General features: G+C 29.3%; 16 protein-coding genes. All 16 read right to left on the reverse strand.

Features of this window, described 5'->3' with window-relative positions; translation table 11 throughout:
* Positions 1-197 precede the first annotated feature (197 nt).
* Positions 198-1,169 (reverse strand): class II fructose-bisphosphatase, encoded by a 972-nt coding sequence (glpX, locus tag J2Z24_RS07155; protein ID WP_111947480.1) that lies wholly within the window; start codon positions 1,167-1,169, stop codon positions 198-200.
* A gap of 276 nt (positions 1,170-1,445) precedes the next feature.
* Positions 1,446-2,021 carry a flavodoxin family protein gene (locus J2Z24_RS07160; protein ID WP_035147657.1) on the reverse strand — a complete coding sequence of 192 codons (576 nt, stop codon included), beginning with the start codon at positions 2,019-2,021 and terminating at the stop codon, positions 1,446-1,448.
* 38 nt (positions 2,022-2,059) lie between these two features.
* The gene (locus J2Z24_RS07165) at positions 2,060-2,461 is read right to left on the reverse strand and encodes a hypothetical protein (protein WP_035147655.1); all 402 of its coding nucleotides are present in this window, start codon (positions 2,459-2,461) and stop codon (positions 2,060-2,062) included.
* Between the two features lie 29 nt (positions 2,462-2,490).
* On the reverse strand, positions 2,491-3,663 hold the full coding sequence (locus J2Z24_RS07170; RefSeq protein ID WP_035147654.1) for an FprA family A-type flavoprotein: 1,173 nt from the start codon (positions 3,661-3,663) through the stop codon (positions 2,491-2,493).
* A 121-nt stretch (positions 3,664-3,784) separates the two neighbouring features.
* Positions 3,785-6,058 (reverse strand): RNA polymerase recycling motor HelD, encoded by a 2,274-nt coding sequence (gene helD, locus J2Z24_RS07175; RefSeq protein ID WP_035152580.1) that lies wholly within the window; start codon positions 6,056-6,058, stop codon positions 3,785-3,787.
* A 184-nt stretch (positions 6,059-6,242) separates the two neighbouring features.
* Positions 6,243-6,740: a hypothetical protein gene (locus J2Z24_RS07180; RefSeq protein WP_035148424.1), complete on the reverse strand. Its 498-nt coding sequence runs from the start codon at positions 6,738-6,740 to the stop codon at positions 6,243-6,245.
* A gap of 173 nt (positions 6,741-6,913) precedes the next feature.
* Positions 6,914-7,315: a hypothetical protein gene (locus J2Z24_RS07185; RefSeq protein WP_035148425.1), complete on the reverse strand. Its 402-nt coding sequence runs from the start codon at positions 7,313-7,315 to the stop codon at positions 6,914-6,916.
* A 196-nt stretch (positions 7,316-7,511) separates the two neighbouring features.
* The gene (locus J2Z24_RS07190; RefSeq protein ID WP_035148427.1) at positions 7,512-8,162 is read right to left on the reverse strand and encodes a V-type ATP synthase subunit D; all 651 of its coding nucleotides are present in this window, start codon (positions 8,160-8,162) and stop codon (positions 7,512-7,514) included.
* A gap of 18 nt (positions 8,163-8,180) precedes the next feature.
* Entirely contained in the window at positions 8,181-9,569 is a 1,389-nt protein-coding gene (locus J2Z24_RS07195; RefSeq protein WP_035148428.1) for a V-type ATP synthase subunit B, read from the reverse strand.
* Positions 9,562-11,334 (reverse strand): V-type ATP synthase subunit A, encoded by a 1,773-nt coding sequence (locus J2Z24_RS07200; RefSeq protein WP_035148457.1) that lies wholly within the window; start codon positions 11,332-11,334, stop codon positions 9,562-9,564. Before J2Z24_RS07200 ends, J2Z24_RS07195 begins: the two co-directional genes overlap by 8 nt.
* 18 nt (positions 11,335-11,352) lie before the next feature.
* Positions 11,353-11,661 carry a V-type ATP synthase subunit F gene (locus J2Z24_RS07205; protein ID WP_035148458.1) on the reverse strand — a complete coding sequence of 103 codons (309 nt, stop codon included), beginning with the start codon at positions 11,659-11,661 and terminating at the stop codon, positions 11,353-11,355.
* Positions 11,654-12,655, reverse strand: coding sequence for a V-type ATP synthase subunit C (locus tag J2Z24_RS07210; RefSeq protein ID WP_035148429.1), 1,002 nt, complete (start codon positions 12,653-12,655; stop codon positions 11,654-11,656). Before J2Z24_RS07210 ends, J2Z24_RS07205 begins: the two co-directional genes overlap by 8 nt.
* A gap of 12 nt (positions 12,656-12,667) precedes the next feature.
* Positions 12,668-13,264 carry a V-type ATP synthase subunit E gene (locus J2Z24_RS07215; RefSeq protein WP_035148430.1) on the reverse strand — a complete coding sequence of 199 codons (597 nt, stop codon included), beginning with the start codon at positions 13,262-13,264 and terminating at the stop codon, positions 12,668-12,670.
* Positions 13,265-13,300: 36 nt separating this feature from the next.
* The gene (locus J2Z24_RS07220; protein ID WP_035148432.1) at positions 13,301-13,771 is read right to left on the reverse strand and encodes a V-type ATP synthase subunit K; all 471 of its coding nucleotides are present in this window, start codon (positions 13,769-13,771) and stop codon (positions 13,301-13,303) included.
* Positions 13,772-13,785: 14 nt separating this feature from the next.
* On the reverse strand, positions 13,786-15,747 hold the full coding sequence (locus J2Z24_RS07225; protein WP_035148434.1) for a V-type ATP synthase subunit I: 1,962 nt from the start codon (positions 15,745-15,747) through the stop codon (positions 13,786-13,788).
* A complete protein-coding gene (locus J2Z24_RS07230; protein ID WP_241393048.1) occupies positions 15,734-16,054 on the reverse strand; it encodes an ATPase in 321 nt (106 codons plus the stop codon). The genes J2Z24_RS07225 and J2Z24_RS07230 overlap by 14 nt, the downstream gene beginning before the upstream one ends.
* Between the last annotated feature and the right edge of the window lie 208 nt (positions 16,055-16,262).

Here is a 16,262-nt window from a genome sequence, read left to right on the forward strand (position 1 = left end):
ACTCTTTAAATTAAAAAAAGCCTTAATGTTAAAGGCTTATTAAAATGCGTCATTTTTTAAGTGCTGAACTCATTTGGATTTAAAGCATCTTTAAAGTTGCTATGAAATACCCAAAAAACGCTGTCGCGTTAGCAAATTTTTTATGCTAATGCGACAGCTCCTTCTGCCTACATCATTATAATAAATTCTCTATTAAACTATACTACTAAGTTGCTTCTTAATAATTGATGATTAGCATTAACAAATCTTATAGTTCCTGTTTTAGAACGCATTACAACGGAATTTGTTGAAGCCCAATTATTTTTTGAGTAAACTACTCCTTTTAGAAGGTCACAATCTGTAATTCCAGTAGCCGCAAAATATACATCATCACTTTTTACAAGATCATTAATATATAATACGCCATTTACATCTTTTATTCCCATGTCCTTACATCTTTTTATTTCCTCTTCACATTGTGGCACTAGTTTAGCCTGCATATCTCCACCCATACATTTTATAGCTGCTGCCGCTATAACTCCTTCTGGAGCTCCTCCTGTGCCTATCATTAAATCAACTCCTGTATCTTCAAAACCACAGGCAAGTACTGCTGCTATATCTCCCTCAGAAAAAAGTTTAACTCTTGCTCCTACATCTCTTGCATCTCTTATTATATCTTCATGTCTTTCTCTTTCTTGAACTATAACTGTTAATTCAGACACATCCTTATTTAATGCCATAGCTACATTTATTATATTTTCTTTATTAGATTTATTTATGTCTATTGCTCCTTTTGCTCCCGCTCCTACAGCTATTTTCTTCATATACATATCAGGGGCATGAAGTAAACTACCTTTAGGTCCCATAGCTACTACTGCAATTGCATTTGGCAATCCTTTAGCAATAAGCACTGTTCCATCTAAAGGATCTACTGCTATATCCATTTCCATCATATCATCTTTACCTATACCTAATTTTTGTCCAATATAAAGCATAGGCGCATTATCCATTTCTCCTTCTCCAATTACCACCGTTCCTCTTATAGGTAACATAGAAAAAGCCTTTTCCATACCATCTACCGCTGCTTGATCTGCAGCAATTTTATCTCCTCTTCCCATGTATTTAGCTGAACAAAGAGCTGCAGCTTCTGTAACTCTTACCAATCCCATAGCAATATCTTGATTTATCATTTATATTCCCCCCTGACTATTTAAATAAAAAATAGTATATTACAAAATATTATTTTTAACTTTTAACCAATATGTTTAACATTAATTCCTTAAATATTATATCACATTTCCGCATTAACACAAGTATAATAATTAAATTTAAGATATAATACATTATTTATTACCTATTTAAAGAAAATTCCCACTATAAAAAATAAATAATATATACTAATATGTTATTAAATAAAAAACACTTAAAAAAGAAAAGCTAGAAGTAATTATACTTCTAGCTAAAAACTACTCATATTTATGTTCAAATTCTTGTCTTAATTTAACACCAAGTTCATAGGCTTCTTTCAAAATTTTTTCATTTTTTTCTACAGGTATTTTATCTGTATTAACCGCATAAATTTTCTCCATATTCTTCGCATCCATAGCTGCAAATCCATGATTCAATACAGCTTCTAAAGGTAAAAACATATCATCCCAATAACTTCCGGCTGTACATATAAGTACTGCTCTTTTATCTTTTATATTGCTTCTATCCTTTCGAATATACTTTTTACTCCAATAAACTTGAAGCCTATCAATAAGAGCCTTCATGGGTGCAGTAACAGACGAAAAATACATAGGACTTGCTATGACAATTACATCACTACGGTTTATTTTTTCATAAATTTCTGTCATATCATCCTTTATAGCACATTTCTCTTCATTATAACAATATTTACAATCTACACAAGGTAATATTTTTTTATTGTATACATTGATCATGTCCACGGATTCCTTGCCTATTCCTTGAATAAATTTCTCCACTAATTTATAAGTATTTCCATTCCTATTGGGCGAGGCAAAAAAAATTAATGTTTTCATTGCTTTGTCCTTTCCTAAAAACTTATACAATAATTGTTTTATAACTGTAGTTCATCTAATATACTATCAATATCTACTTCTTTTCCTTTAGAATAAAATATACCAATAAATTCTACATAATCTGGTTCTTCTTCATTAATTTCGTAGGATGTAAATTGAACTTCTAAATTTAGATCTTCCATTAGATCTTCAATTACTTCTCCAACTATATCTACTGCTAGTTCACTTAAATATGGTATAAAAAATTCCCTGCTCCACTCTTCATCTTCTCTTTCTTTTCCACTTTCATCATCAGCATAAGCTTTTGCTGCATTTATTTCATCTTCATCAAAATCATAAAAAAATCTTAGTACAGATATATCTTTATCTCTATATTCTAATTCTTCTACTTCACTTATATCATTATTTAATAAATATTCTATAATATCATTTCTATTCATAATTAACGTCCTCCATAATCTAACTTTTTCTAAAGAAGAGCTGCAAAATTTTCTACAAATTCATCAGCATTTTTGAAATCCTCTTTATTTGGAACAAATTTAAATTTTAAGCCTTCTGTCACATTTAATTTTAATGATTTCATTCTTTGTGTCATCATATCAACCGCTTCACCACTCCAGCCATAAGATCCAAAAGCTGCTGCTGCTTTACCTCTGTTAGGTATAGCACCTACTTCTGACAATACATCCCAGACCGGCTTAACTGCATCCTGATTTATAGTTGGAGATCCTATAATAAATCCTACAGATCCTTCTATGGCACATAAAGCTCCTTTAGCTCCCATAGAAGTTATTTCATGCACCTCTGAGCTAATTCCTTTTTCTTTTAGTCTATCATTGATATATCTAGCCATTACTTCTGTATTACCATAAGCAGATACATAAAATATTTCAATTTTATTCTCTTCTACATTTGGTATAGTAGACATGGATATATACATATCTATATATTTTTTAATATTCTTACCACTATGCACAGGACCATGACTAGTACCAACTAAATCAAAATCTAAATTTTTAATTTTATCTAATCCCATTAAAACAAATTTTTTAAATGGTGACATTATAACATTGTAGTAATAAACCATTTCATCATCATATTCTTCTTCTTCTCCAACTATAATATCATCTTTAGGACAATAATGGCATCCTAAAAAATCACAAGTTAGTAAAAGTTTTTTTCCTTCCACATAAGTAAACATTGTATCTGGCCAATGTAAATTTGGCGCTTGAATAAATTTTAATGTAGTGCTTCCCAGAGATAATGTATCTGGCGCTACCAATATATTTAAATCTTTATTTGTTATATCTCTAAGATATATAGAGGCTGCTCTAGAGCATATAATTTGAACTTCTGGATAATCTTCAGTAAATTTAGCCAAAACACCACTGTGATCTAATTCAGTATGTTGAACTATTACATAATCTATTTTTCTATCTCCTATAACTTCTTTTATGTTACTTATAAATTCTTCATAATATCCATCTTTTACAGTATCAACTATTGCAACTTTTTCATCATCTATTAAGTAAGAATTATAAGTAGTACCATTTTTAGTTTCCATTATAATATCAAAGACTCTTAACTCAGGATTTTTTACCCCTATCCAATATATATTGTCTCTTAACTTTATACTGCTCATTCCTATAACCTCCTTTAATTTCTCTTTAAGTTATAAGTATATTTTATCATATTTCACCAAAAATAACCCTAATAATAATTATTATTTAATAAAATATTATATAAATTTAAAGAACTTTTTCTCAAATAAGGGAAGTTTTCTCATTATTATAAAAAACATATTCATAATGTAATGCTCTGGTTAATGCTACATATAACAATTTTTTATCTAATTCATTCTCTTCATAATTTTCTTTATTACAATTGTATATAACGCTACAATCGAATTCTAATCCTTTTGTAATATATGAAGGTATAATTATGTTCTTAAAATCTGCTATTTTATCCGTGTCTTTCACTAACTTCCAATTATAGTTGCTATATTTATTTAAATAACTTTTTATTTTTTTACACTGATAATAATTTTTCCCTATAACTGCTATAGTATTTTTCCCACTTTTCTCAACAAATTCAACTATTTCATCTAATTTCTCACTAAAGGATTTATTATTTTTAAATTTTATTACTTCTACTTCTTTACCATGTCTAAACACTGGTACAGGTTTATTAATTCCATCTATTAATTTTGAAGCAAACTTGATAATTTCAAATGTAGATCTATAGCTCTTATTCATATTTATAAAATTGACCTTGTTATAAAACACACTATCTATAAGTATATTCCAATTATCTATTCCCTTATAAAAATATATTCCTTGAGCTAAGTCTCCAACTAAAGTTAATGAGTTTTGTTCCACCATATAGTTTAAAGTAACAATTTGAAGCGGACTATAATCTTGAGCTTCATCAACTATTATATGCTTAAATTTAAATTTTTCCGGTACTCCTTCTACCTTAAATTTTAAATATACCATGGGAGCTAAATCTTCACTATCTATTATGCCATTATTATCATTTTCTATTATTTGTTCCAAAATCTTTTTCAATATTTTCTTATCTATATTAACACTCTGTTCATATTCTAAATCTATAATATTATGAAGAAAATCCTTATATAATTCTCCTGATTTCTCCTCTTTCCACTTTTTAAAATAATCATTGAAGCATATTATGCTCTTTTCTTTTATATCTTTCTTTTTATTATCTCTCTCATCATATATTTCTATTAATTTTTTCCTTCTCTCTTGTCCATCCTTCATTAAATTTTTAATTCTAGCCACTTTATACTCATAGTAAAAACTAATTTTATCTAAAATATTTTTTATTTTTTCATCTATCTTTAATCCTAAATATCTTTTAATTTCATCTTTTCTAATATTTATAGGCATCTTTTTTAAATCTACTGTAAAAAGTCTTTTTATTTCATCTTCATTAAAAAGTGAGTAGTTATAAACATTAATATCATCTATATTTTCTGCATCTACTTTTTCTAAATGTTCTATATATAAATCTATTAAATATTTAAAATCTAAACTTCCTTTTATTTTACTAGTAGAAATTATATTCTCTAACTCTTTTTCTTCCTCTATAATCTCTCCTAATTTAGTATCTTTTGTAATCATTTTTTTGTTTATATGTAAAATCTCATATGCTACTTCCTCATATGTATTTTGTCTTATATTATCTACACCAAGATTGGGTAATACATCTGAAATATAATCTAAAAATATTTTGTTTGGTGCTATTATTAACATATCTTTAGGTGCTAACTTATCTTTATATCTATATAATAGATAAGCTACTCTATGTAAAGCCACTGTTGTTTTTCCTGATCCTGCTACTCCTTGTAATACAAGAGGAATATTTTTATCGCTTCTTATTACCTCATTTTGTTCTTTTTGAATAGTTGCTACTACTTCTTTTAATTTGTTACTTCCACTTTCTTCTAAATTTACTTTTAAAAACTCATCTACCAAAGAGTTTCCTTCTTCTGAACTACCTTTTAGTATAACTTCATTTATACCTTCATCAAAAGCATCAATCAATTTCCCTTCTTTTATTATAAATTTTCTCTTTAATGTTAAATTTCCATTAATAATACCTATAGGAGCTTTATAATAACATTCTCCAGCAGTTCCACTATAGTATAGATCTGCAATAGGAGATCTCCAATCAATTACTCTTTCATCTCCAGTTTCTCCATCTCCTAAACCAAATTTACCAATATAAAAACTCTCCATATCTCTTTTATATTCTCTAAAATCAATTCTCCCAAAATAAGGACTATTCTTTCCTTCTGAATATTTTTCTAAACTTTTAGAAGTTATTTTATATAGTTTCTCAGAAGTTTCTAACTCTTCATTATATTTTCCTTTTAATTCTTTTCTTAAATCTTCTATTTTATGTTTAAGCTGTCCCTTATTTGTTTCAATTCTATTAATTTCATTATTTATCCATAATAAAGTATCTTTTAAATATTCTTCTTCAAGTATTTTTTCACTTTCTTTTATTGACATACTTCCCACCTCCAATAAAATATACTAATGTATAATTTTATAATTTAGAAATATGTATGTCAATATGTTAAATTCTACAAACATAAACTATAATAATATCTCCATATGTAATTATGAAAAAATTAAAAACGTCTTAAAAAATGAATACTTTACAATTTCACTTTTCAAGACGATTTTTTATATTTTATCCTTCTTTAATTAATTTTAAATTCAATGCTCTATATAATGTTTTCATAATAGCTAAAGCTATTACTCCATCGACTATATGATGAAGAAAAGAACCTATTCCAACAGTTATAAGTATCTTATCCATTGTAATTCCAAATGGTATTACAATTAGTGCCTCTAAAACACCATGTAATGGAGCTGTAAATAAAACTACTTTTTTATAAGCTACTCCTTTTTTTATAAGTAAAGCCCCAGCCGCTCCTACAAAAGTATGCATAAAAGCTCTCGCAGCAATATAAGAACCTTTTGTTACTAAAAATCCTAATCCTGATCCAATACCTACCATAGCAGCAGCAGCAGGCCCTAAAAACATAGATAAAAATAAAGGCACATGAGCAGCCAAAGTAGCTGAGAATGGACCTATTTGTATAGCTAGAAACCCAAAAGCTATTGGTATCACAATTGCCAAAGCAGTTAATAAAGCAGAATATACAATCTTTTTTATGTTACTCATAATACACCTCCGTATAATCTAATGTATATACAGAAGTATACTCTTAATTCTACCTTTTGTAAAGAATTTTTATAAAACACAAATGGAATATAATTTTATAAAATAAAACTATATTCCATCCTATTTAGAATCTGTAAAATTATTTTTCCTATTTTTCATCAATATGATTAATTCTATACTGTTTCGCAATAAGCATTGTTCTCAGTTACTCCAATATCAAAGAATTTCCATTTACCGCTTAACTCTTCATAACCTTTACAATAAATACATCCTTTTTCAAAGTCATATCCTATCTTATTTAATTCCTCACGATTTTCCTTACTATTTCTAACATCATTTAAATCAGATACTTGTACATCTATAACATTGCCTTTATTTGTTTCTAATATAGCTCTAAACTTTGGCAAATAATTTTCATCTTTTACATAATACAAGTCTATTATTTTTAAAACTGTACATTCCTCTAAGGATAATTTATGTTTATATAAGTTCCATCCTTGTGCCAATGACGTATAGTCTCCTATTTTGAAAATACTTTCTCCTATCATACAAGATTTTATTTTATCTCTTACCATAATGCAATCCCCTCTCCCATTGTTTCAATTCTTGTTATATCAGTATTATACTATTCTTGTTAAATATTTGTCAATAATATTGATTAAAATTTCTGAATTTTTTTTATATAGAGTAAATTTATTCACTATTTTTTGGAATAGAATAAATTTATTTACAATTAATTTTGCTTAAAAAATAGAACTGAGGATCAACACCTCAGTTCTGCATTTTTTCTTTTTCTTTCATCATGCTCTTAACTTTCATTAATCTTGTAAGATTTCCTCTTTCATTTTCATCTAACTTCATAACTATATATTTTATAGTTTCTTGAAGCTGAGGAATAGTCATATACTCTAAAGCATTTACTCTTCTTCTTGTTTTTTCAATTTCATCTGCCATAAGCTGACATGATTTCTCTACTTCTGCTAATTCAAGTAACTTTGGAAGTATTTCATAAAGCTTTTCTAATGCACTGTCTAATTCACCAGAAGTATTTACGAATCCATAAGGATATATACTTCCTTCATCATTTTCCATTTTTCTTTTAAATTTCATAACAGGCACATTAACACTCATTATATTTTTTATATCTACATCTAAAGATATACTTTCTTTAGGATAGACAATTGCTTCTTCTAAAAATTCTGAAGACATTACTGCTCTTGCCATTACAAAATCCTTTAAAGATCTTTGTAATTCTTCTTCTACACTCTTTCTCAATTCATTATTATACTTTATGAGATCTATAAATCTTCTCATAAGTTCATCTTGCTTATCTTTTAAAAGCTTATGTCCTCTAGTGGCTGTTACTAGTCTTTTTTTAAGTTTTGTGAGCTCCATTCTTGTAGGATTAACATTTAATTTCATATCAAATCATCCCTTTAATTATTCAACTTTATTATGGGTCTCAGGTAAATATTTTTCTAAATATTCATCTCTAATTCTCTTGAGCTCAGTTCTTGGTAGTATGGATAACAGCTTCCATCCTAAATTTAAGGTTTCTTCAATAGTTCTATTAGTAGTAAATCCTTGAGAAACATATTCTCTTTCAAAAGCTTCTGCAAATTTAGCATAAAGTTTATCTGTATCAGAAAGAGCTGATTCTCCAAGTATTACTGCTAATTCTTTTGCCTGTTTACCTTGAGCATATCCTGCAAATAACTGATTCATTGTATCTGCATGATCTTCTCTAGTTTTACCTTTACCAATACCTTTGTCTTTAAGTCTTGAAAGAGATGGTAATACATCAATAGGTGGCATAACACCCTTTCTATAAAGCTCTCTACTTAATATAATCTGACCTTCAGTTATATATCCTGTTAAGTCAGGGATTGGATGAGTTTTATCATCTTCTGGCATTGTAAGTATTGGTATCTGAGTTATTGATCCTTCTCTACCAAGAATTCTTCCAGCTCTTTCATATATGGTTGAAAGGTCGGTATAAAGATATCCTGGATATCCACGTCTTCCTGGAACTTCTTTCCTTGCTGCTGATACTTCACGTAACGCTTCACAATAATTAGTCATATCTGTAAGTATTACAAGTACATGCATGTCTTTCTCAAATGCCAAGTACTCAGCTGTAGTTAATGCCATTCTTGGGGTTGCAATTCTTTCGATTGCTGGATCATTTGCTAGGTTCATAAATAGAACGGATCTATCTATTGCTCCAGTTTTAGTAAAATCATCAATAAAGAACTGAGCTTCCTCGAAGGTAATACCAATTGCTGCAAATACTACAGCAAACTTAGAATCAGACCCTAGAACCTTTGCCTGCCTTGCAATCTGAGCTGCAAGTTGAGCATGCGGAAGTCCTGATCCTGAGAAAACAGGAAGTTTTTGTCCCCTAACTAAAGTATTAAGTCCATCTATAGCAGATATTCCTGTTTGAATAAATTCTGAAGGATAGTTTCTTGCCACAGGATTTATTGGTGTTCCATTTATATCCAACCTCTGTTCAGGTATTATTTTAGGACCATTATCCTTAGGATTTCCAAGTCCATCAAAAACCCTTCCTAACATATCTTCTGATACACCAATTTCCAATGGCTTTCCTAAGAATTTTGCCTTACTGCCTTTTATATTTATTCCTGCTGAACCTTCAAATAACTGAAGTAAAGCTTTATCTTCATTTATTTCAAGAACTCTACCTCTTCTCATTTCTCCTGTTTGTATCTCTATTTCTACTAATTCATCATATTTAACATTTTCTACTCCTTCAACTAGCATCAAAGGACCTACTACTTCTCTCACTGTTCTATATTCTTTAAGCATTTACAATCCCCCCTTTGCTGATAAGTTCATCGATGTCATTAACCAATTCTTCAAATATTTTTTCCATATTTGAAATATTTTCTTCTTCTATATATTTAGCTCTGGCAATTTTATCTCTTATATCTAGACTTAGTATATCCTTTAAATATACTCCAGATTTTAATGCTCTTTCTCCTTCATCTCCAAATTTTAATACAAGCTTTAACATCTTGTATTGCTTTGGTAATGAAGCATAAGTATCTACGTCATGGAAAGCATTTTGCTGAAGATAATCTTCTCTAATAGATTTAGCTACTTCAAGCTTTAATCTATCTGCTTCTGATAAAGCGTCTATACCAACAAGTCTAACTATTTCCTCAAGATTTGCTTCCTCTTGAAGAAGTGACATAGCCTTTAATCTCAAATTAGTCCAGTCTTCTGCTACATTTTCATCCATCCATTCTCCAATCCTATCTATATATAAAGAATAGGAATTTAACCAGTTAATTGCAGGGAAATGTCTTTTGTATGCAAGTTGAGAATCTAATCCCCAGAACACTTTAACAATTCTAAGGGTTGCCTGGGTTACAGGTTCAGATAAGTCTCCTCCTGGAGGTGATACTGCCCCTATAGCAGTTAATGCTCCTTCTCTTCCATCTTTACCAAAACAAATAACCTTTCCTGCTCTTTCATAGAAATCTGCTAGTCTTGATCCTAAATAAGCCGGATATCCTTCTTCACCAGGCATTTCTTCAAGTCTACCAGACATTTCTCTTAATGCCTCTGCCCAACGTGAAGTTGAATCTGCCATTAATGCAACAGAATATCCCATATCTCTAAAATATTCTCCAATAGTTATTCCTGTATAAATAGAAGCTTCTCTAGCTGCAACAGGCATATTTGATGTATTTGCAATAAGAACTGTTCTTTTCATTAATGGTTCCCCCGTCTTAGGGTCTTTTAATTCAGGAAACTCATTTAAAACGTCTGTCATTTCATTTCCACGTTCTCCGCAGCCTATATATACTACTATTTCAGCATCTGCCCATTTTGCTAACTGATGTTGAACTACTGTTTTACCGCTTCCAAAAGGACCTGGAACACATGCAGTACCTCCTTTAGTTACAGGGAAAAATGTATCTATTACCCTCTGACCTGTAACCATAGGCGCTATAGGGTTCAACTTTCTTGCATAAGGTCTACCCTTTCTTACTGGCCACTTCTGCATAAGTGTTAAATCCACAGTTCCTTTTTCTGTTTCTACTTCTCCAATCTTATCTATTACGGTATAATCACCCTCATTCAATGAAATTATCTTACCTTTTACTCCATAAGGGATCATTACTTTATGTTCTATTATTGATGTTTCTTGAACTACTCCAATTATGTCTCCATTTTCTACCTCATCCCCCACTTGTTTTGTAGGAGTAAAATGCCACACCTTTTCCCTATTTATTGCAGGAACATCTATTCCTCTTGTAATAAAATCTCCAGCAACTTTTTCTATAGCATCTAAAGGCCTTTGGATTCCATCAAACATAGCTTCCATTAATCCTGGACCTAATTCAACACTTAATGGAGCACCAGTAGTTATTACTGGGGCGCCAGGTCCAAGTCCTGAAGTTTCCTCATATACCTGGATTGAAGCTTTATCTCCTCTCATTTCAATTATTTCACCTATAAGTCGTTGTTCTCCAACTCTTACAACGTCAAATAAGTTTGCTTCATCCATATTTTCAGCTATTACCAAAGGTCCTGAAACTTTTACAACTCTACCAGTCTTCAAGTCCACCTACCTACCTTCCTATAAAATATTCACTCCAACAGCTTTTTCTACATTATCGCTAATTCTTTTCATTCCAATATTTAGTGAGCCTTGATTACTTGGAATGAGTATAATGGCAGGAAGAATTTCTCTATTGTATCTTTCAATGGTTTCTTCCAAATCTTTTGCTACTTGTTCAGTTATAAATATAACACCATATTTGTTTGCTGCCATAGTGTCCACTGTTTTTCTGGCTTCTTCTATATCAGTAACAGGAAAAACATCTACACCTATAGCCTTAAAAGCTAATACTGAATCTTTATCTCCTACTACTCCTATTTTATACATAGACATCACGCAGCCTTTCTCTTATAATATCTGGTGCTATATTATTTAATTTTCCAACCATTATTATTCTTAGGATTTTTATTTCTGTCTCTTTAGCAATCATATATCCAATCAAAGGTTCGATTCCAAAACTTACATATTTAGCTTTCTTCACATAATCCATAATGTAATTTTCAGAAATTTTTTCGAAATAACTTATATTATTTGTATTTGCATATTCTTCTAAACCTAATCTTAGAATTTTTTCATAAGGTGTATAAGATAATTTATTAGCTATGCTATCTATGGACTCACCTTCATAACTAATTAATGTCTTTTTATCAATATTTCCACCTTCTATTATTACTTCTTCTAAAAATTTTCTTCTTTTATTTTGCTTTTTGGCTCTAATCAAAGTTTTTACATTAGTTAGGTCTATAGAAATCTTTAAATAATTTTTTATAAATTCTTCATTTATCTCTTCAGCTTTAATAAGCATCTCCTTGTACATAAAGCTATCTAATATAATATCAATTTTTTGAGGATCTTCCTCTTCCTCAAAAGCTCTTTCAGCCTTACTAAGCCCTTCTCTCATTAAAGAAGTTAATTCTTTATAATTATCATCTAAAAAGAACTGTTTTAATTTCTCAATAGGAATAATTCCTACGGGAATCAATAGATAGGACAAATCTTTTTTAAGTATCTTTCCTTTAATCATAACTTTAATATTATGATAATCATATCTTAAAGCCATAATATCAATGATTCCTTTTTCAGGGGATAAACTATACATTAAATTGTATAATCTTTTTAATTCTTCACTTAGCAATATTTCATAATCTTCTGGCTTTTTTATATTAGCCATATAGTTTGAATATTCAGTCTCTGAAATTATCTTTAATGCATCTTCTGATGAAGAACTATCTATCATCCTATCTATTTTTGCTTTATCAAGGAGTTTAGTTTCAAGCACCCTAATTCTAGCAATAGCATGGGTGAACTGTAAATGTTCCATTTAACTAACCTCCTAACTAAATACTGTATTTATTATACGAGGCTCTAATTCATCCCTTAAAGAAAATATTAAAGCTTCAAAAGTATTGTTTATTTCTATGCCATTTTTAAATAATATGAATCCACCTACAAAATCTCTTCTTTCAGAACTAATATTAATTTCACCTTTTTTACCTTTTTTCTTTAATTCTTCATTTATTTCATCTAGAAATTCTTTCTGAATATACTTATCATTACTTGATAATATTAATTCCTCATCACCATCTATATTAAGTGATAAAAGACTTTGCCTAATAAAATTTAAATACACCTCTTTAGGAAGTTTATTTAATTTATCTAAAGCTTCTTTATATATTTTATTAATTATTTCCCCTTTTGCTTCAAGCTTCCTATTTCTAATAAATAAATGAGCATTTGAAATAACTCTTTCTTTTCTACTTTTTCCTTCTAAATGTGCTTTATTAATGATTTCATTTTTCTTTTGTTCAGCATCTTTCGTCTTATCATCTATTATTCTTTTTTCTTCTTTTCTTGCTTCATCCAAGATTGCATTTGCTTTAATTTCTGCATCTTTTATAATTTTTGAAGTCAAATTTTCCAAGTTAGACATAGCTTTCACTCCCTTAGCAAATAATTCTTATAGGGATTATCTTAACATCAATACTGACATAACAAATCCTAATAATGCATAAGTTTCTACCATAACTGTTAATACTATACCTTTAGTATTATGCTCTGGCTTCTTAGCAAGGATTGCTACTGCTGATGCAGCAGTCTTAGCCTGTGCAATAGCTGATTTCCAGCCTACAAAAGCAACTGGTAAACATGCAAGGAATACACCAAATCCACTTCCTAATTCTAATCCAGCACTAACCTTTCCAAGAGCCATAAATGCAATAACGAAACCATATAATCCCTGCGTTCCTGGAAGTAATTCTAATATAAGAGCTTTACCAAATTTCTCTGGCTCTTCTGTTAACAATCCTGAAGCAGCTTCACCTACTATACCTACTCCTCTAGCTGAACCAATTCCTGGCAATATAGTAGCTAGTGCAACTCCTAATGCCGCAAGTATTATTCCTCCATTTTGTAAAAAGAAACTAAAAAAATTATTCATATTAAATTCCTCCCTTATTCTGTCTTAATTTTTATAAATTTATTAGTATATTTCAAAGGAGTAAATGGTTTTCCTCCTCCTTCATAAAACTTTCCAAAATATTCAACATACTGTAGTCTTGAAGTATGAACATAAGATCCTAAAGAGTTAATTAGTAGATTGAATACATGCCCAATTACAAATATTATTGGTCCAAATATCCATGCTTTTATTCCAGTTCCTAAGAAACTTATTATAAGATTTAACGCACCACCTATAAATCCAGTGGCGAGACCTAATGCCATAAGTCTTGAATAAGATACTAAGTCTCCAATATATCCTGTTATGCCATATAAACCATAAAGTCCTGCTCCAAGTTTTGCTCCAATTCCTTTATTGCTTCTTCCTTGAGTAAGAACCAATCCTATCATTCCAGCAAACATAATATATTTTATAGCATTTAAGCTCCCTTGAAGTGCAGTCACATTACCAAATGATCCAGCTAAATATAATATAACTGTAGTTAAAGTTATATACCATAAACCTACATCATAAAAAGCATCTAAATACTGCTTGTTTCTTATAAGAAGATATGCTTTAACTGCCAAACCTATATATATCTGAACTAATCCAAATGCAATTGCTATAAACAACAAGAAATTTGCATTTTCTTCTGGTTTCATCCAAACAGGTGGTATATTTATGGCACCTGTAAAATAACTACCATACATAATTCCCCAGAAAATAGTAGGTATACTTAAATAAAAAAATAATTTTACCATTGCCCTAGTATCATCTTCTAGTGGAACAAATTTTATAGATAATGTAGTACCTAATAACATAAGTAAACCATATCCAGCATCTGATAACATCATACCAAAGAATATTAAATAAAAAGGTACTAATAATGGAGTAGGATCTACTTCATTATATTTTGGCAGACTATACATAGATGTAATTGATTCAAATGGTTTCACCAGCGAATTGTTATCAAGCATTATTGGAACATCATCTTCTTCATTAGGCTCTAAAAATTCTAGATAATATTCATTAACACTATTTTTTATTACTTCTTCTAATTGCTCTTTATTTTTTTCTGGAACCCATCCCTTAATAAGTACTACTTTTTTAGTATTTAAAAAATTCTCACTAGCTTTAACTTTACCTATTTCATTGAGGAAATATTCATAAGCTATCTTCAAATTTTCTAATTCCTTCTCATATAGCTTTATTGATTTTATCATTGATTGTTTTTCAGCTTTTATTTCATCAATTCTTTTTTCTGCCCTATTTATTATTTCATTTGGTGAATCTCTATAGCCTAAATTAGCTTTTGTAAAACTATATTTCTTTAATATTTCTTCTGCCTTATTTACACACTCTTTATGGATTATTACTAATAAATTTAAATCCTCTCTAACTTCACTAATTTCCTCTATATAGGACTCTTTAACACTACTTTCTAATTCTTCTCTAAAACTTTCTTTATAATTTCTAGGAATATAACCCAAAAGGCCTATAGAAGTTTTCATGCTTTCTAAGTCTTTTAGAGAAATATCCACCTTTTTCCAAGGTATTAAAGTTTCTATATCTGATGATAATTTTGATACTTCGTTTAAAAGAGCATTTACTTTATCTTCTCTTGCCCTGATCTCATTATATATAATATCCCATTGTATATTTTTTTCCAAAGACTTCAACTCACTATAAGATAAAGTTTTTTTGCCTTTTAACTTATCTTTTATACTTTCTTTTGTATCAACATATTTACCTATTATATCTAAAGAAAACTTAATTTTGGATATATTGCTTTCTAAATCAGATATAGTTGTAGCTTCAGAATTCTTTATTAGAAAGTCATATTCTTCTTTTTCATAAACTTCTTCTCCAAGATCTATAAACTGAACATTAGAAAAAGCTTGAATCTTTTCTAACAGCTCATTTTTCTTGGATTTAAATGCAAGTAGAGAGAATTTATTCATTTTAACTATTGCCATTATTACTCACTATCCTCTCAACTACTAAATTAATTGCTCCTTCAAGTTTATCTTGAGAAATATTTAAAATTTCTCTTACTTCATTTTCACCATCTCTTTTTATAATTTCTGCTTCCTTTTCTCCCTCTGCTAAAGCATTATTTATTATTTCTTTATCTTGGTTATTAGCCTCTTGAAGTATTCTTTTATACTCTTCACCGGCTTTAGTGTCAGCAGATTTTAGTATACTTTTACTTTCAGATTGAGCATTTTTTATAATTTCTTCACCTTTTGCTTCTGCTTCTTTTATATTCTTTATTGCCTCCATTGCCAAAGTACCACCTCCTTAATTAATAAAGAATATTAACTAATATTGATTATAATTTTATTATACTACTATAATTAGTAGTTTATCAATAACAATTGGTTTAAAAGTTGAAATTTGGTTAAATTTCTGTTGTTACACTTCTGTATATTTAAGGATTATAACTAATTTTACTTAATATTTCAACAATTGTTATCTTTTTAATTATGTC

This window comes from Clostridium tetanomorphum (genome assembly GCF_017873215.1).
Classification (GTDB): Bacteria; Bacillota; Clostridia; order Clostridiales; family Clostridiaceae; genus Clostridium_AO; species Clostridium_AO tetanomorphum.